The following is a 16,266-nucleotide window of genomic DNA, read 5'->3' as shown; positions in this document are numbered from 1 at the left end:
CAAAAGTAAGCCATCTGAACCTCTCCATTTTTCGACAATAACGTTTATAGTTCTCCAAAATCAAACAGAAAGTTACAATTTTCCTATTCTTCCACAAACTTTCTCATGGTATGCTGTTCTTGCAACAAAATTTAACAGAAAAGGGAGAGAAAAGAAGCATGAAGAAGATTTTGAGCAAATCGCTCAGCTCTGTTGTATTTTTCGCTTTAGCTATTATTCTTACTTTCACAACAGTAGCTCCTGGGCAAGCAAGCGCTGCAACTTTCAAAGGGATTCCTTTCGAGCAGCAGCAAGTCATTAAAGAATTATTGGAGAAAAACGAGCGTGTCATCAACATTCTCATCAACTCATTTGTTGAGGAAGACAACAACTACACATTTGATGTGAAAAAAGCTGTTGAGCTCGGACTAACTGAAGAAGAAGCGGCGACTGCTGAGAAATTCTTAGATCGCGCAGCTGTTCTGACAATCGTTTTCAGTGAAAGCATCACTAAAAACGAAAAAGGAAAATTGGTTTTTGATGCAGCGAAAGCTGTTGAACTTGGTCTTACAAAAGAAGAAGCAGCTAAATTTGAAAAACTGTTGAAATCAGTGATCAGAATTGCTGACCTTGCTGGTGATGCACTTGTTCTAGACAAAAAAGGTAATGTTGTCATTGATTCAAAAATCGCAAAAGGTATTGGATTCAGCTCTACTGAATTACTTGTTTTTAACCAAATGCTGAAGAAAATTCCTCAAGAGCAATTAAAATCGGTCTATGATGCCATTCAAATTGCTAAAGAAAAATTAAGCTAAGCTCGAAAACCCCCACCTGGATCGCCCAGATGGGGGTTTTTTATTTCAGCCAATAAAGAATGATCATCTGGCTTTTTCATATCGATAGCCAGTTGTGGTTCATTAAAAAGTTTCATCAAATAAACCAAATCACTTCATGAGAATGAAGTGATTTGGTTTATTTTTTATTTTCACTGCCTTTTATGTAATCGTGCAAGATTTTTTCACAAACGGATCGATTTCCGGCGACGATACTGTTTTTGTCTAGAAACGTTAGGTGTTCTCCGTGTATATTTGAGTAGACTGCCCCTACTTCATCAAGCAGTACGCAGCCCGCTGCATAATCCCACGGCGCAAGCCTTAACGTGACGTATGCGTCACTTCTGCCGCTTGCGATATAAGCGAGCTCAAGTGCAGCTGATCCAATCGTTCTCGTCCCTCTCACATCACGCACAAGACGGGCAAACGGTTTAGCATCAAAATAAGGGCTTTCGATCGCCCAGGTCGGGTTAATGCCAACAATGGCTTTTTCAATCGCTACATCTTTTAATGGAGGAAGCAGGGTATCATTCATATAAGCCCCTTCTCCTTTGATCGCATGGTAAAGCTCGTCATGAATGACGTCATAAATGAGACCGATTTTCCCAATGCCATTTTCAAATATCCCGATTGAAATGGCAAAGTTGCGTTTTTGATGGACAAAGTTCATTGTGCCATCGATTGGATCAATGATCCACACGACTCCATCCAGTGAGGTCACTTCTTCCCCTTGTCCCTCTTCCCCTAAAATATGATGATCTGAAAATGTCGATTGTATCTTTTCAATGAAAAAACGTTCTGTTTCTTTATCGATATTTGTGACAAGATCATTTGGATTTGATTTTGTTTCAATTGATAGACCTTCCTGCATGGACGCTTTAATACGGCTTCCTGCTTCTTTTACCCAAAGCTTTGCAAGACGGTCAATTTCCACCCAGTTTGTCATCAGACTGTAAACCTCTTTTCTATGTAATACCTATTTGTAATAGCATACTGATATTATGTGCGTAAAAGCAAGAAAAAAGCAGCTTCATACAAAAACGAACCGATGAATTGGTTCGTTTTTACCTCACCTTGTTTTACCCTTTAAGCTGCTCCCATTCTTTTCTTAGGCGCTCAAGCTTTCGTTTGCTGCGTTCGATTTGGATGTCATCTTTTTGCTCGATGGCTTCATGAAGCGTAGAAAGCTCATAGTCCACCTCTAATCTCCACACAGCGATGCGATTCTTCTTCTCCTGTCTATACCCCTGCTTCACGATTTGCTTCATTTGGTCAACGCCCCTTCCAGAGAATGATTCATTCCTTGTCAGTTTTCATTGATAAAAAATTCAATCGATAAGAGAATTGGTTCTTGCTTATATCGTATGAAGCGATCGCATAACCGCAACGACATTCTGAAAATTGTGTTTTTACCTATTTGTTATGTACCACAAAATCGTTGTTTTTAAACGCTGCCCTACTTCCTCTACAATCTTTGACATGACGGTGCATCTTTTTTTGAGCTTAACCCAAGCTATGATAAAATATGATCAGCGAAAGAATACAGGAGGCATACTATGAGTGAAATGCGTTTTAGAGATGAAGATTTTGAGACATTTACAGTTGACGGTTTAGATGAACGAATGACCGTATTAAAAGAAAGAGTCCGTCCAAAGCTTGAAGCACTTGGAGAACACTTTGCACCACTTCTTTCTTCTATTACAGGTGACGAAATGTTTGTACACGTCGCAAAGCATGCTAGAAGATCAGTCAATCCGCCAAATGATACGTGGGTTGCTTTTGCAAACAGCAAGCGTGGGTATAAAAAACTCCCTCATTTTCAAATTGGGCTTTGGAAAACACATGTCTTTGTATGGTTTGCTCTCATTTATGAATCTCCTGTGAAAGGCGAATATGGTCAGCTATTTGAAAAAGAACTAGACACCATTCAGAAGAAAATACCGCAAGATTTTGTTTGGTCTAAAGATCATATGAAACCAGATGTCATGCGTCACAGCGAGCTCGATGCAGAACAGCTGAAAACGCTGTTTGAACGTGTGCAAACGGTGAAAAAAGCCGAGCTCCTTTGCGGCATTCAGCTGCCTAGAGAAGAAGTCGTTCAAATGAATAATGAAGAATTTTTATCAAAAATCGAAGATGCCTTCCGCACGTTAACTTATCTATACCGCTTTACACAAAAACAATCTGTATAAAAAAACGAGCCCACCTAGGCTCGTTTTTTCTTACATACGTATAATGGCGGACTCTTCTGCTTCTCTTGCCGTTTTCACTGTACGATAAGGAGAATACCCGCTTTCCTTTTCAAACGCTGCACAATGCGCCTTTTCTTCTGCTTTTGATGGCACAATCTCTTTAAAGCGTTTATAAGTATCTAATAACTCCTGCTTCGCTATTCCTTTTTCATAGGCTTTTTCAACAGCTTGAAAAAACGAAATAACCGCAATCTTTTCCTCTGTCGTCCAGTCGACGTCCATTGGATATTGATATTCCATTTACTTGTCCCTCACTTTAACACTCATTTCTTATTTGAACTTTTATTATAGCATCTGTTCGATCAGAAACCGATTGATTTTATGCTTTACATTCCGATCAGTTCATAATATAATTCTTTTGTTTTATGCAATGAAATCTGTCGTTATTGGCACAATAATAGCAGGTATTTCGATGAAGGTGGGAAAGCAATTGTCACAACATGATACACCCTTATACACTGGACTAAAAAAACACGCAGCAACCAATCCAGTTCAATTTCACATTCCTGGCCATAAAAAAGGAGCCGGAATGGACCCTGAATTTAGAGCATTCATTGGCGACAATGCATTAAGCATTGATCTCATTAATATAGAACCTCTTGATGATTTACACTCACCTCGAGGAATAATAAAAGAAGCACAAGATCTAGCTGCTGAAGCCTTCGGTGCTGACCATACGTTTTTCTGTATCCAAGGAACAAGCGGCGCCATCATGACAATGGTGATGACCGTATGCGGACCTGGAGATAAAATCATCGTTCCGCGTAACGTCCATAAATCGATTATGTCCGCGATTGTATTTTCTGGCGCAGTTCCTGTTTTTATTCACCCAGAAATAGACAAAGAGCTTGGCATCTCTCACGGCATTACACCAGAATCAGCGAAAAAGGCACTCACGGAGCACCCAGATGCAAAAGGTCTGCTTGTGATTAATCCGACTTATTTTGGCGTTTCAGCAGACTTAAAATCGATTGTAGACATTGCCCATTCATTTCATGTGCCTGTCCTTGTCGATGAAGCACACGGCGTGCATATTCATTTTCACGATAAGCTCCCGCTATCTGCCATGCAGGCAGGTGCCGACATGGCAGCAACAAGTGTCCACAAACTCGGCGGTTCCCTGACCCAAAGCTCTATTTTAAATATGAAGGAAGGGCTTATCTCAAAAGATCGCGTGCAATCGATTTTAAGCATGCTGACAACAACGTCTACTTCTTATTTGCTCTTGGCGTCACTTGATGTCGCTCGAAAGCGATTAGCCACTGAAGGAAAGGCACTAGCAGATGAAGCCATCCGTTTAGCTGAATCAGCGAGAAACCGTTTGAATCAAATTGATGGCATTACGTGTATTGGCAAGGAAATACTCAGTTCAGCTTCTACGTATGATTATGATCCAACGAAATTAATTATTTCAATTAAAGACCTTGGCCTCAATGGCCATGATGTCGAAAAATGGTTGAGAGAAAGCTACCGGATTGAAGTGGAGCTTTCTGACCTTTACAACATTTTATGTATTGTGACCCCTGGTGATTCTGATGAAACAATCGATACGCTTATAATGGCTATGAAAGACATTGCCGCAACCTCTACAAGTGAGAGCGGCACACAAGCGGTAACTGAAGTCCTGCTTCCTGAGATTCCATCGCTTGCCATGACGCCGCGTGATGCCTTTTACGCCACAACAGAAGTGGTTCCGTTTAAAGAAGCAGCGGGTCGCATCATCGCAGAGTTTGTTATGGTGTACCCGCCAGGCATACCTATTTTTATACCAGGAGAGATTATCACAGAAGAAAATATCTCCTATATCTTTAAAAACATTGAAATTGGTCTCCCTGTCCAAGGACCAGAAGATTCAACGCTAGAGATGATCCGTGTCATTAAAGAACAGAAACCAATTTTATAAAAAAGAAACATGCAGCCCCAAATGGAGCTGCATGCTTTTTTATTTATTCAGAGGCTTCATCACAGCAATGACAGTGACCACACGTTCCGTATAGTGTTGTCACTTTTTCATTTTCAAATTGATCAATGGTCTCATTGCAATCTTGACAAATAATTGTACCCACGTACATTCCCCTTTTCTTCATTCAATATTTGAAAGCGTTTAATCTATTTCATACTTCTATAATATGATGTCACATTTAAGTTGTCAACGGTTAATTGTATGACACATTTAATTATTTTTTATGAATATGTGCTATTTTCTCATCATATTGAGGGAACGTTTCAATTGTATTTTGCTTCATATCAATTCTGTAACAATTGAGTAACAATCGAAAATTGTCAAAAAGGACATGATACACTAGAGTGACTAACAGGTAACCAGCTCCTAAAAATGTTGGGACAACCCCAAAGGATTTTGAGGTGAATAGATTGAATTTTATGAGGACACTTCTCATTATATTCCCCATGCTCTTTGTACTTAGTTCATGCTCATTTGCGTATATCATACCGAATCAGACAGACCAAGTCAGTCATATTCAAAAACCAAGAATTCTCTTTTTTACAGATGCAGAAAATCTTGATAAAGAAAGTCCTTATTATGATGCAGTCCTCGATTTAAAGAATGAATACCCGAAGGAAATGTCAAAGATGATTGTGAAAGAAGATCGTAAAGGCTGGAAAAATGAAGTAGACGAATTGCCGGCTATTTTACTTGTAAATAATGAAAAAGTCATAGTGAAGGTTGAAGGAAATGTCAGCAGCAAAGAGGATATTTTATCGCCCTTATGCCACGCTTTAGACCGCGTGAATACAAATTAATGGTCTCACCTTGCACTTATATAATCCATATGAAAAAGCCCCTCATGAAATGAGGGGTTTTTCTCATGCAGCGCTCAAAAAAACCCTCTCCTTGATGGAGAGGGTTTTAATAAGTTCATTATTTTACGATATGGATTGGGCTTCCAATTGCTACTTCAGCCGTTTCCATTGTAATTTCACCTAAAGTTGGGTGAGCGTGAATTGTCATTGCGATATCTTCAGCAGTCACTCCAGCTTCGATTGCAAGGCTAAGCTCTGAAATCATATCAGAAGCGCCAACACCTGCGATTTGTGCACCAATCACAAGACCATCCTCTTTACGAGTGATCATTTTCATGAAGCCATCAGTTGCGTCAAGAGAAAGTGCACGTCCGTTTGCTGCGAATGGGAATTTCGCTGCAACGATGTCGATTCCTTCTTCTTTTGCTTCTGCTTCAGTGTATCCAACAGTTGCAAGTTCTGGCTCAGAGAATACAACAGCAGGAATACCAAGGTAATCAATTTCAGCTGGCTCTCCAGCGATTGCTTCAGCTGCAATTTTACCTTCGTAAGAAGCTTTGTGTGCAAGTGGTGGTCCATCAACGATGTCACCAATTGCATAGATGTTAGATACGCTTGTACGGCATTGTTTGTCTGTTTTGACAACTCCGCGGTCAGTCAATTCAACACCAACTTGCTCAAGACCAAGCTCATCTGTGTTTGGACGACGACCAACAGTAACAAGTACGTAATCAGCATCAACTGTTTTTTCTTCACCTTTTACTTCGAAAGTAACAGTGACACCATCAGATTTTTCTTCAACGCCTTTTGCAAGAGCGTTTGTATGGATTTCAACGTTTCCTTTTTTCTTCAGGTTACGTTTAACCAATGAGCTCATTTGCTTTTCGAAACCTGGAAGGATTTCGTCTCCACCTTCAAGGATGACAACTTCTGTTCCAAAGTTTGCATAAGCAGTACCAAGCTCAGTACCGATATATCCACCACCGATAACAACTAACTTCTTAGGTACTTCTTTAAGCGCTAAAGCACCGGTTGAGTTGATCACGCGGTCTGTGTATTTAAAAGTAGGCAATTCAATTGGACGAGATCCAGTAGCAAGAATTGCATTTTTGAAAGTGTACGTCTGTGCTGAATTTTCATCCATTACACGTACAGAGTTGCTGTCTACGAAATAAGCTTCACCTTTAACGATGTCTACTTTATTTCCTTTAAGAAGACCTTGAACTCCACCTGTTAATTTGTTTACAACAGAAGCTTTCCACTCTTGAACTTTTGTGAAATCAACTGTTACGTTTTCAGCTTTGATACCCATGTCTTCAGAATGCTTAGCATTTTCGAAACGATGGCCAGCATTGATTAATGCTTTTGAAGGAATACAACCAACGTTTAGACATACACCGCCAAGTGTTCCTTTTTCAACGATTGTTACTTTTTGTCCAAGCTGTGCAGCACGAATAGCAGCTACATATCCGCCAGGACCTGCACCGATGACAAGAGTATCTGTTTCGATTGGGAAATCTCCTACTACCATGACATTACGCCTCCATTAAAATTAATTGTGGATCATTCAATAAACGCTTGATGTGGTTAAGGGCATTTTGCGCAGTAGCTCCGTCGATCATACGGTGGTCAAAGCTTAGGGAAAGAGCTAAGACTGGAGCTGCAACGATTTCGCCATCACGAACAACCGCTTTTTCAGCGATACGGCCAATACCAAGGATCGCTACTTCTGGGTGGTTGATGACTGGAGTAAACCATTGTCCACCAGCAGAACCGATGTTTGTGATTGTGCAAGATGCACCTTTCATTTCAGCTGGAGCCAATTTACCATCACGTGCTTTTGTTGCAAGCTCGTTGATTTCGTTAGACACTTCAAAAATAGCTTTGCGATCTGCATTTTTCACAACTGGAACGAGCAGGCCTTTTTCAGTATCAGCTGCAATTCCGATGTTGTAGTAATGCTTTTGAACAACTTCATCTGTTTTATCATCGATAGAAGTGTTAAGTACTGGGTACTTTTTCAAAGCAGAAGTAAGAGCTTTTACAACGTAAGGCAAGTAAGTTAACTTGATTCCTTGATCAGCTGCAACTTGTTTGAATTGTTTACGATGTGCAACAAGGTTCGTTACATCAACTTCATCCATTAATGTTACGTGAGGAGCTGTATGCTTAGAGTTTACCATTGCTTTCGCGATTGCTTTGCGGATTCCGCTCATTTTCTCGCGAGTTTCTGGGAATTCCCCTTCAAGAACTGGAGCTGCTGCCGCTTTAGGAGCTGCTTCTTCTTTCGCACTTTCAGCTGCTTGAGGCGCTGCTTCTTGAGCTGCAGAACCACCATTAACGAAGCTGTCGATATCTTCTTTTAACACACGTCCGTTTTTACCAGAACCTGCAACTTTGTAAATTTCAATGCCTTTTTCGCGAGCATATTTACGTACAGATGGCATAGCGATAACGCGTTTGTTTGGATCAGCATCTACTTGCTCTTGTGCGCCTGCACCAGTTGCTGCTGCCGCTTCTTCTTGTGCCACTTCTTTCTTCTCCGGCTCGTTACCAGCTTCAGCAGTACCTTGTACTTGAGCTTCAGTTTTTGCTTCGCCTTCTTCTTCGCTGCCTTTAAATTGAAGATTTTCGTAACCAGGTGCATCAAACGTAATGATTGTTTGTCCTACAGTTGCAACTGTTCCCTCTTCAACTTTTAATTCTAATACTTTTCCTTTAACAGGTGAAGGAATTTCTACAACTGCTTTATCGTTTTGTACCTCTGCTAAAACGTCATCTTCATTAATTTCGTCGTTTGGTTTTACAAACCACTTAACGATCTCACCTTCGTGGATACCTTCTCCGATGTCCGGAAGTTTAAATTCAAATGCCACTGTTTTTCGCCTCCTAGATTTTGTTGAATCCTTGTTGTGTATGTTTACACGGTCTTGTAATTGATAAAGGGGAAGAGAAATAAATTCTTTTCCCCTCAGTCATTTAATTAAAATTCAAGAACTTTCTTAGCTGTTTCAAGCACATCTTTATGGTTTGGAAGCCATACGGTCTCAGCTTGAGAGAAAGCAAATACAGTATCAGGTGCAGCTACACGAAGTACTGGTGCTTCTAGGCTAAGGATTGCTCTGTCATTGATTTCAGCTACTACGTTTGCAGCAATACCAGCTTGTTTTTGTGCTTCTTGAACAACGATCGCACGACCTGTTTTTTCAACAGAAGCGATGATTGTTTCAATATCAAGCGGGCTTACTGTACGAAGGTCGATCACTTCAGCAGAAACGCCTTCTTTTTCAAGTTCTTCAGCAGCTTTAAGTGATTCGTGAACCATTGCACCGTAAGTGATGATTGAAAGGTCAGAACCTTCACGTTTCACGTCAGCTTTACCGATTTCAATTGTGTACTCTTCTTCAGGAACTTCCTGACGGAAAGAGCGATAAAGTTTCATATGCTCAAGGAATACAACCGGATCATTGTCGCGGATTGCAGAAATTAATAGTCCTTTTGCATCGTAAGGTGTTGAAGGAATGACCACCTTGATACCAGGCTGTTGTGCGATAAGACCTTCTAAGCTATCAGCGTGAAGCTCAGGTGTGTGAACTCCCCCGCCGAATGGAGAACGGATTGTCACTGGAGAATGCCAGCGTCCGCCAGAACGGTAACGCATACGAGCCATTTGTCCAGAAACAGAATCTAATACTTCGTAAACGAATCCGAAGAATTGAATTTCCATTACTGGGCGGAATTCTTGTAGTCCAAGGCCAATTGCAAGACCGCCAATACCAGATTCAGCAAGTGGTGTATCGAATACACGATCCTCACCAAACTCTTTTTGCAATCCTTCAGTCGCACGGAATACGCCGCCGTTTTTACCAACGTCTTCTCCGAAAACGAGAACGTTTTCGTCATTTTTCAGTTCTGTGCGTAACGCATCAGTGATCGCTTGAATCATTGTCATTTGCGCCATGGCTTACTTCGACTCCTTCTGTTTGTAAATTTCAAGCTGTTCAACTAAGTTGAATGGTTTCACATCGTACATATTTTCAATCAAGTCAGTGACTTTTTGCTTAGGCTGTTCGTCAGCTTCTTTGATCGCTTGTTTGATTTGTTCTTTTGCATCTTCGATGACTTTATTCTCTTCTTCTTCAGACCATAGGCCTTTGTTTTCCAAGAATTTGCGGTAGCGTACCAATGGATCTTTTTGCTCCCACTCGTTTTCATCTTCTTTTGTACGATATCTTGTTGGATCGTCACCAGCCATTGTATGTGGGCCGTAACGGAATGTAAGAGTTTCGATTAATGTTGGACCTTCGCCATTTACAGCACGCTCACGAGCTTCAGCAGTTGCTGCATATACAGCTAATGCATCCATACCGTCAACTTGTACGCCTACGATACCAGCTGCAGCCGCTTTTTGTGCAATTGTTTGCGCAGCAGATTGCTTCTCAACAGGAGTAGAGATCGCATATCTGTTGTTTTGGACAACAAAAATCGCTGGCGCTTTGTAAGCCCCTGCAAAGTTAATACCTTCGTAGAAATCACCTTGTGAAGCTCCGCCATCACCAGTGTAAGTGATTGCAACAGCATTTTTACCGCGCTTTTTCAAACCAAGAGCTACACCAGCAGCTTGAATGATTTGTGCACCGATAATGATTTGTGGTGAAAGTGCATTCAAATCTTCAGGCATTTGGTTACCAACAAAGTGTCCACGAGAGAACAAGAACGCTTTTGTTAATGGTAGGCCATGCCAGATTAATTGTGGTACATCACGATATCCTGGAAGAATGAAATCTTCTTTCTCAAGTGCAAAGTGAGTTGCAAGCTGAGAAGCCTCTTGTCCAGCTGTTGGCGCATAGAAGCCAAGACGTCCTTGACGGTTCAATGAAATTGAACGTTGATCTAATACTCGTGTAAACACCATACGGCGCATTAATTCTTTTAATTGGTCATCTGAGAGATCTGGCATTGCCGCTTCGTTTACGACTTCGCCTTTTTCGTTTAAAATTTGAAACGTTTCAAACTGCTTTTTGATGGCATCAAATTGCTTTTTGCTATCAACAATTGCTTTTTTTGTTTTTGCAGCCATTCTAAAGTCACCTCTTCCTTTCTTTTAACAGTCAATTTGTCGTGAATCCATTTATACATACAGATATAGGATAACCCAAAATACACATATGACTCCTGTATTTAATAGCCACTAGGATCGTTGTCGAAACATAAGATGATCGCTCGTTTTTGAGTTCTTCTAACTGTATTAACGATAGTTCACAAATAACTAATACAACTTCTGTTAACAAGGACTAGTTTACAACAAGAAAAATAGTCCGTCAATTGATTTAACGGCTTTATTTAAATAAATGTATTCGCTTTACTTTTTATGGTGAGCTGTATCAATCTGTTTAACAAACACATCGAACTGTACTAGTATAGTGTGTACTACTGTACTACAATAGAAAATGTTTGTTTTTGTCGAAAAATAAAAAAAGAGCTGTTTTTTCAGCTCTTTTTGGACTCTTGATCTGCCACTTTAGACAAAGCCTGTTTATGCTCATTCAATTGCTTTGTATATTGATTGAACTTTTTACCTTCTTTTCTGACTTTGCTATAAGAACGGTTCACCGTCTTCAGCTTGGATTTTAGCTCTTTATATCCTAAGTCCTTTTTCTTTAAAGATTGATATAAATGCTGATCTTGTTTCAACGCCTTTTGATATTCCTTGTAAAGCTGGTCATACGACGCATATCTTTTCTCAAGCGATTTGACCGTTTCATCTGCTTCTTCTTTTAAATTCGTATCTTGTATACGTCCCGCAGATTCCTTGACCGTTTTCAATTCTTTTTTCGATTCATCCATGCTGTCTTTTTCTGTTTTCAAATGTTCTTCTCGTTTCGCAGCAGATGCTAACGCCTGATCAGAAAGGCTTTTCACTGTTTTAGTGTGATCCTTTGTGGTTTGAATCATTTTTTTATAGAGCTGCTGCTCTTTTTTCTCATAGCTTTGCAGTGCGCCTTGCTCTTTTTCAAAGGATGCCTCTTTTTCGCTCATTTTCGTCATCGCATCTTGCATATCATGAAATGGACTTTGACCTCCGCACCCCGCCAGCAAAAGGGTACATATCCCCGCTAAAGCAGCACCTGCTTTCATGCTTCTTCTTATCTGTCTCATCACAAGGTTCCCCCTTTATATCTCCACATACAACTATAATTTTTATAGGCGTTTGTGACAAGGAAAGAGGTCATTCTGAGGAGCCGAAGAAGATTTTTTTCAAGTGATAGGCGCATGACTATACAAATAGTGCATTCATACATAGTTTATATTACACGCTTCGCCTTCACTTATGAGAGGCCGAGTGTATTTCCAAAGGAGGTCAAAAGTATGTCTAATTATAGTCATGGAAGTATGTATGGTGGATACGGCGGTTACGGGTATGGATACGGTGGTGGATATGGCGGTGGCTGTTGTTACCCAAGTTATGGCGGTGGCTACGGATACGGCGGTGGACGGACATTCGCTTTAATCGTTGTCCTTTTCATCCTATTAATCATCGTTGGCGCAGCATTCTTAGGCGGCGGTGGCGGCTGCTGCTAATGGCTGTTTAAGCCTCTGACCGGTCTCATAGGACCGGTCTTCTTTATTTCATTGCATATGTTGTGTATCATTTTATATACTTTACATACAAAGGAAATAGGAGTGAAGATTTGTGATTACCATGGAAGATATCGTACGGGACGGACATCCCGTCTTAAGACAAACAGCTGAAGCGGTCGAGCTCCCGCCGACAGAAGAGGACAAACAGCAATTAGCTGACATGATTGAATTCGTTAAAAATAGTCAGGATGCTGACATGGCTGAAAAGTATGGACTCAGACCCGGCGTTGGACTCGCGGCTCCGCAAATTAATGTCAGTAAACGAATGATCGCTGTTCACTGTGAGGATGAAGATGGAGTGGAATACAGCTATGCCCTTTTCAACCCGCGCATTGTCAGTCATTCCGTCAAAAGAGCTTATTTAACGACTGGTGAAGGCTGCTTATCTGTTGATGAAGCCATTCCTGGATTTGTCCCTCGATATCAAAAGATCAGGGTGAAGGGTACAACGCTTGAAGGAGAAGACATTGATATTCGCCTAAAAGGGTTTCCGGCCATTGTGTTTCAGCATGAAATCGACCATTTAAACGGCATTATGTTTTATGATCATATTCAAAAGGATCAGCCATTCGCTGAGCCTGACAACTCTGTTGCGATCGGCAGATCATAAAATAAAAAGAAGACCCAATAACCTAAGGGTCTTCTTTTTTTATTCTTCAATCAGGCCTAAATGAGTCACTGCATGGAATATGCCGTCTTCATCTACTGGCTTTGTCACAAAATCAGCCAAATTTTTTAGTTCATTCACAGCATTTCCCATGGCGACGCCTGTACCAGCAAACGAAATCATCTCTCGATCGTTCAGACCGTCTCCAAAGGCAACGGTATCCTTTTGCTCGTAAGGCAGTCTTTCGATAACTCGTTTAATGCCTTCAGCCTTTGATCCGCCTTTTGGCAAGACATCTGTTGACAGCTCGTGCCATCTGACAAGATCAATTTCTTCGCGGAACGCCTCGTATTGGACTTCCTCTTCTGCCTTACAGAATAACAGCATTTGAAAAATCTCGTTTTCTTTAAAGTAAGATAAATCATGTTCAGGATGCTCTGTTTTTAAAGTCCCAATCCCCTCATGGATAAACGGGTGATTTGGCACAGAAGCCTTCATCGTTTTTTCCCCCATGAAAACAAGCGGATGATCATGATGATCCGCTGTTTCATAAATTTGCTCCATTAGCTCCAGTTTAAGCGGATTGCCGTAAATGACTTCTCCCTCATACATGACATACTGACCGTTATAAGCTATAAAGGAGTCAAGCCCCAATTCCTCTAAAATAGGCTTAATTAAAAAAGGCGAACGCCCAGATGCAATGAAGAGATGATGGCCTTTTTCTTTTAATAAACGAACCGATCGCTTCGTTGATTCAGGTATTTTTTTATCATGATCATATAAAGTACCGTCGATATCAAAGAAGATGACTTTTTTATTCATATCCCGTCTCCTGTCTCTTGTTATGTATACCTACTCCCTTTCATCATACAGAAAGATTTCTGCTTTCGAAACCAATTCCTATGAAAACGCCCATTTCCCACATATAACCATGTAACATTCAATGGAAACGTCATATAATACAAGTATAAAGAGAGAACGGAATACAAGGTCTAATCTCACTTCAATTCGAAAGGAGGCGACCTGCGATGCTTCGTCGTCTGCGCAAGAAAATTAGAAGACAATGGAAGGACATGCTTCGTAAAAAATCGATCGCTTAAAAGGATCTTCCGCACATTTGCTGAAGGTCCTTTTTTCTCAGAGACTTTTCTTATGCGCGTTTTTTTAATATAATAGAAATAGCGAGTGTAACATACGGTATTTAAGGAGAGATTTGGATGATATATAAGGTATTTTTTCAGGCAAGTACTACTGAGGTACCTGTAAGAGAACACACAGATTCACTATACGTTGAAGCAGTTTCTGAAAGAGACGTACGTGATAAGTTGAAAAAACATAGCTACAACATTGAATTCATTCAGCCTGTAGACGGTGCTTTTTTAGACTATGAACGAGAAAGTGAAAATTTTAAAGTATTGGAGCTATGAGAGGAATGAAATTTGTAAAAAACGATCAGGCGGCAGTTTTTGCGCTCGGCGGTTTAGGCGAGATCGGTAAAAACACGTATGGCGTTCAATTTCAAGATGAAATCATTTTAATTGATGCTGGTATTAAGTTCCCTGAAGATGAGCTTCTTGGAATTGACTACGTCATCCCTGACTATACGTACTTAGTTAAAAACGAAGATAAAATCAAAGGTCTTTTCATCACTCACGGACATGAAGACCACATCGGCGGTATCCCTTACCTTCTCAAGCAAGTGAATATTCCAGTTTACGGCGGCAAACTCGCAATCGGCCTACTTCGTAATAAATTGGAAGAGCACGGTCTCTTGAGACAAACAAAACTTCACATTTATGAAGAAGAAGATACCATTAAATTCAGAAAAACAGCTGTGTCTTTCTTTAGAACTACACACAGTATTCCAGATTCTTATGGAATTGTCGTGAAGACACCTCCTGGTAACATCGTACATACAGGTGATTTCAAGTTTGACTTTACGCCTGTTGGCGAACCTGCCAACTTAACAAAAATGGCTGAAATCGGGAAAGAAGGCGTTCTATGTCTTTTATCCGATAGTACAAACAGTGAAATTCCAGAATTTACGATGTCTGAAAGACGCGTAGGCGAAAGCATTGATGACATCTTTAGAAAAGTCGACGGACGTATTATCTTTGCTACGTTTGCTTCAAACATTCACAGACTTCAGCAAGTGATCGAGTCCGCTGTTGCCAATGGCCGAAAAGTTGCGGTGTTTGGACGAAGTATGGAGTCTGCCATTGATATTGGACAAGACCTTGGCTACATTAAATGTCCAAAAAACACGTTCATTGAACATAATGAAATCAACCGTCTACCAGCAAACAAAGTGACTATTCTTTGTACTGGGAGCCAAGGTGAGCCGATGGCTGCTCTTTCTCGTATTGCAAACGGCACTCACCGCCAGATTTCGATTAATCCTGGAGACACTGTTGTCTTCTCTTCTTCACCGATTCCAGGTAACAATATTAGCGTAAGCCGCACCATTAACCAGCTGTACCGTGCTGGCGCTGAGGTTATTCATGGCTCACTTAATAATATTCATACATCTGGTCATGGCGGACAAGAAGAACAAAAGCTGATGCTCCGTTTAATTAAACCAAAATTCTTTATGCCGATTCACGGTGAATACCGCATGCAAAAAACGCATATTAAACTCGCGAATGATTGCGGAATTCCTGAGGAAAACTGCTTTATCATGGATAACGGTGAAGTACTTGCACTAAAAGGTGACGAAGCGAGTGTCGCTGGCAAAATTCCATCAGGTAACGTGTATATCGACGGAAGCGGAATTGGCGATATCGGGAATATCGTCTTAAGAGACCGCCGCATTCTTTCTGAAGAAGGTCTTGTCATTGTGGTCGTCAGCATGGACATGAAAGAATTCAAAATCTCTGCTGGTCCTGATCTCATCTCAAGAGGCTTTGTCTACATGAGAGAATCTGGAGACCTCATCAACGACGCACAAGATCTCATTTCAAAGCATCTTGAAAAAGTAATGGAACGTAAGACAACTCAGTGGTCGGAAATTAAGAACGAAATTACGGACACACTTGCTCCTTTCCTTTACGAAAAAACAAGACGCCGCCCAATGATCTTACCGATTATTATGGAAGTGTAATCACAAAAAGAGACACGAGCCGACTGGCTGTGTCTCTTTTTTTCATCAGTATTGAAAAAAGCCGCATATATAACATGCGGTTTCTCACTT

The 16,266-nt window shown here is 40.7% G+C and carries 18 protein-coding genes; 8 read left to right on the top strand and 10 right to left on the bottom strand.

Features of this window, described 5'->3' with window-relative positions; translation table 11 throughout:
• The first annotated feature begins 158 nt into the window (after positions 1 to 158).
• On the top strand, positions 159 to 794 hold the full coding sequence (locus MHB83_RS12010; protein WP_044142020.1) for a hypothetical protein: 636 nt from the start codon (positions 159 to 161) through the stop codon (positions 792 to 794).
• Between the two features lie 157 nt (positions 795 to 951).
• On the opposite strand, the gene MHB83_RS12005 is transcribed toward MHB83_RS12010, so the two are convergent.
• Together MHB83_RS12005 and MHB83_RS12000 are read right to left on the bottom strand one after the other, a co-directional pair.
• Complete coding sequence (locus MHB83_RS12005; protein ID WP_342496357.1) at positions 952 to 1,758, bottom strand: inositol monophosphatase family protein; 807 nt, start codon at positions 1,756 to 1,758, stop codon at positions 952 to 954.
• Between the two features lie 133 nt (positions 1,759 to 1,891).
• On the bottom strand, positions 1,892 to 2,080 hold the full coding sequence (locus tag MHB83_RS12000) for a hypothetical protein (RefSeq protein WP_003211901.1): 189 nt from the start codon (positions 2,078 to 2,080) through the stop codon (positions 1,892 to 1,894).
• 288 nt (positions 2,081 to 2,368) lie between these two features.
• Here MHB83_RS12000 and MHB83_RS11995 point away from each other — a divergent pair, with 288 nt between their 5' ends.
• Positions 2,369 to 3,004: a DUF1054 domain-containing protein gene (locus MHB83_RS11995; protein WP_050945117.1), complete on the top strand. Its 636-nt coding sequence runs from the start codon at positions 2,369 to 2,371 to the stop codon at positions 3,002 to 3,004.
• 30 nt (positions 3,005 to 3,034) lie between these two features.
• On the opposite strand, the gene MHB83_RS11990 is transcribed toward MHB83_RS11995, so the two are convergent.
• Entirely contained in the window at positions 3,035 to 3,304 is a 270-nt protein-coding gene (locus MHB83_RS11990) for a UPF0223 family protein (protein ID WP_335365009.1), read from the bottom strand.
• A 190-nt stretch (positions 3,305 to 3,494) separates the two neighbouring features.
• On the opposite strand from MHB83_RS11990, the gene MHB83_RS11985 reads away from it, so the two are divergent.
• Positions 3,495 to 4,967 (top strand): aminotransferase class I/II-fold pyridoxal phosphate-dependent enzyme, encoded by a 1,473-nt coding sequence (locus MHB83_RS11985; RefSeq protein ID WP_342496356.1) that lies wholly within the window; start codon positions 3,495 to 3,497, stop codon positions 4,965 to 4,967.
• 43 nt (positions 4,968 to 5,010) lie between these two features.
• Here MHB83_RS11985 and MHB83_RS11980 read toward each other — a convergent pair whose 3' ends face one another.
• On the bottom strand, positions 5,011 to 5,130 hold the full coding sequence (locus tag MHB83_RS11980) for a GapA-binding peptide SR1P (RefSeq protein WP_003212464.1): 120 nt from the start codon (positions 5,128 to 5,130) through the stop codon (positions 5,011 to 5,013).
• A gap of 316 nt (positions 5,131 to 5,446) precedes the next feature.
• Between MHB83_RS11980 and MHB83_RS11975 the strand changes: the two genes are divergently transcribed.
• Positions 5,447 to 5,827: a hypothetical protein gene (locus MHB83_RS11975; protein ID WP_223250645.1), complete on the top strand. Its 381-nt coding sequence runs from the start codon at positions 5,447 to 5,449 to the stop codon at positions 5,825 to 5,827.
• Positions 5,828 to 5,945: 118 nt separating this feature from the next.
• Here MHB83_RS11975 and lpdA read toward each other — a convergent pair whose 3' ends face one another.
• The 5 genes from lpdA to MHB83_RS11950 all read right to left on the bottom strand — a co-directional run bounded on the left by lpdA (position 5,946) and on the right by MHB83_RS11950 (position 11,986).
• A complete protein-coding gene (lpdA, locus tag MHB83_RS11970; RefSeq protein WP_003211097.1) occupies positions 5,946 to 7,358 on the bottom strand; it encodes a dihydrolipoyl dehydrogenase in 1,413 nt (470 codons plus the stop codon).
• Positions 7,359 to 7,362: 4 nt separating this feature from the next.
• A complete protein-coding gene (locus MHB83_RS11965; protein WP_003211261.1) occupies positions 7,363 to 8,703 on the bottom strand; it encodes a dihydrolipoamide acetyltransferase family protein in 1,341 nt (446 codons plus the stop codon).
• Between the two features lie 107 nt (positions 8,704 to 8,810).
• Positions 8,811 to 9,788, bottom strand: coding sequence for a pyruvate dehydrogenase complex E1 component subunit beta (gene pdhB, locus MHB83_RS11960; RefSeq protein ID WP_003211433.1), 978 nt, complete (start codon positions 9,786 to 9,788; stop codon positions 8,811 to 8,813).
• A 3-nt stretch (positions 9,789 to 9,791) separates the two neighbouring features.
• Positions 9,792 to 10,907 carry a pyruvate dehydrogenase (acetyl-transferring) E1 component subunit alpha gene (gene pdhA, locus MHB83_RS11955; protein ID WP_003211678.1) on the bottom strand — a complete coding sequence of 372 codons (1,116 nt, stop codon included), beginning with the start codon at positions 10,905 to 10,907 and terminating at the stop codon, positions 9,792 to 9,794.
• A gap of 410 nt (positions 10,908 to 11,317) precedes the next feature.
• Positions 11,318 to 11,986, bottom strand: a complete 669-nt coding sequence (locus tag MHB83_RS11950; protein ID WP_268458729.1) for a YkyA family protein — start codon at positions 11,984 to 11,986, stop codon at positions 11,318 to 11,320.
• A 234-nt stretch (positions 11,987 to 12,220) separates the two neighbouring features.
• Here MHB83_RS11950 and MHB83_RS11945 point away from each other — a divergent pair, with 234 nt between their 5' ends.
• Both MHB83_RS11945 and def read left to right on the top strand, forming a co-directional pair.
• Positions 12,221 to 12,409, top strand: coding sequence for a YjcZ family sporulation protein (locus MHB83_RS11945; RefSeq protein WP_041816227.1), 189 nt, complete (start codon positions 12,221 to 12,223; stop codon positions 12,407 to 12,409).
• A gap of 112 nt (positions 12,410 to 12,521) precedes the next feature.
• A complete protein-coding gene (gene def / locus MHB83_RS11940) occupies positions 12,522 to 13,079 on the top strand; it encodes a peptide deformylase (protein WP_342496355.1) in 558 nt (185 codons plus the stop codon).
• A 39-nt stretch (positions 13,080 to 13,118) separates the two neighbouring features.
• Here the strand turns inward: def and MHB83_RS11935 are convergent, their stop codons facing one another.
• Positions 13,119 to 13,898, bottom strand: a complete 780-nt coding sequence (locus tag MHB83_RS11935) for a Cof-type HAD-IIB family hydrolase (protein WP_342496354.1) — start codon at positions 13,896 to 13,898, stop codon at positions 13,119 to 13,121.
• Positions 13,899 to 14,293: 395 nt separating this feature from the next.
• On the opposite strand from MHB83_RS11935, the gene MHB83_RS11930 reads away from it, so the two are divergent.
• Together MHB83_RS11930 and rnjA are read left to right on the top strand one after the other, a co-directional pair.
• Positions 14,294 to 14,503: a DNA-directed RNA polymerase subunit epsilon gene (locus MHB83_RS11930; protein ID WP_003211882.1), complete on the top strand. Its 210-nt coding sequence runs from the start codon at positions 14,294 to 14,296 to the stop codon at positions 14,501 to 14,503.
• A gap of 5 nt (positions 14,504 to 14,508) precedes the next feature.
• Positions 14,509 to 16,176 carry a ribonuclease J1 gene (gene rnjA, locus MHB83_RS11925; protein ID WP_003212511.1) on the top strand — a complete coding sequence of 556 codons (1,668 nt, stop codon included), beginning with the start codon at positions 14,509 to 14,511 and terminating at the stop codon, positions 16,174 to 16,176.
• Positions 16,177 to 16,266: the final 90 nt, after the last annotated feature.

This window comes from Bacillus sp. FSL K6-3149 (assembly GCF_038630515.1).
GTDB classification, from domain to species: domain Bacteria; phylum Bacillota; class Bacilli; order Bacillales; family Bacillaceae; genus Bacillus; species Bacillus pumilus.
This window is presented reverse-complemented; position numbering and strand designations above follow the sequence as displayed.

Excerpts from the sequence above, each read along its gene's own strand:
- MHB83_RS12010 (WP_044142020.1), top strand. The coding sequence starts at position 159 with ATGAAGAAGATTTTGAGCAAATCGCTCAGCTCTGTTGTATTTTTCGCT.
- MHB83_RS12005 (WP_342496357.1), bottom strand. The coding sequence starts at position 1,758 with ATGACAAACTGGGTGGAAATTGACCGTCTTGCAAAGCTTTGGGTAAAA.
- MHB83_RS12000 (WP_003211901.1), bottom strand. The coding sequence starts at position 2,080 with ATGAAGCAAATCGTGAAGCAGGGGTATAGACAGGAGAAGAAGAATCGC.
- MHB83_RS11995 (WP_050945117.1), top strand. The coding sequence starts at position 2,369 with ATGAGTGAAATGCGTTTTAGAGATGAAGATTTTGAGACATTTACAGTT.
- MHB83_RS11990 (WP_335365009.1), bottom strand. The coding sequence starts at position 3,304 with ATGGAATATCAATATCCAATGGACGTCGACTGGACGACAGAGGAAAAG.
- MHB83_RS11975 (WP_223250645.1), top strand. The coding sequence starts at position 5,447 with ATGAGGACACTTCTCATTATATTCCCCATGCTCTTTGTACTTAGTTCA.
- lpdA (WP_003211097.1), bottom strand. The coding sequence starts at position 7,358 with ATGGTAGTAGGAGATTTCCCAATCGAAACAGATACTCTTGTCATCGGT.
- pdhB (WP_003211433.1), bottom strand. The coding sequence starts at position 9,788 with ATGGCGCAAATGACAATGATTCAAGCGATCACTGATGCGTTACGCACA.
- pdhA (WP_003211678.1), bottom strand. The coding sequence starts at position 10,907 with ATGGCTGCAAAAACAAAAAAAGCAATTGTTGATAGCAAAAAGCAATTT.
- MHB83_RS11950 (WP_268458729.1), bottom strand. The coding sequence starts at position 11,986 with ATGAGACAGATAAGAAGAAGCATGAAAGCAGGTGCTGCTTTAGCGGGG.
- MHB83_RS11945 (WP_041816227.1), top strand. The coding sequence starts at position 12,221 with ATGTATGGTGGATACGGCGGTTACGGGTATGGATACGGTGGTGGATAT.
- MHB83_RS11935 (WP_342496354.1), bottom strand. The coding sequence starts at position 13,898 with ATGAATAAAAAAGTCATCTTCTTTGATATCGACGGTACTTTATATGAT.
- MHB83_RS11930 (WP_003211882.1), top strand. The coding sequence starts at position 14,294 with ATGATATATAAGGTATTTTTTCAGGCAAGTACTACTGAGGTACCTGTA.
- rnjA (WP_003212511.1), top strand. The coding sequence starts at position 14,509 with ATGAAATTTGTAAAAAACGATCAGGCGGCAGTTTTTGCGCTCGGCGGT.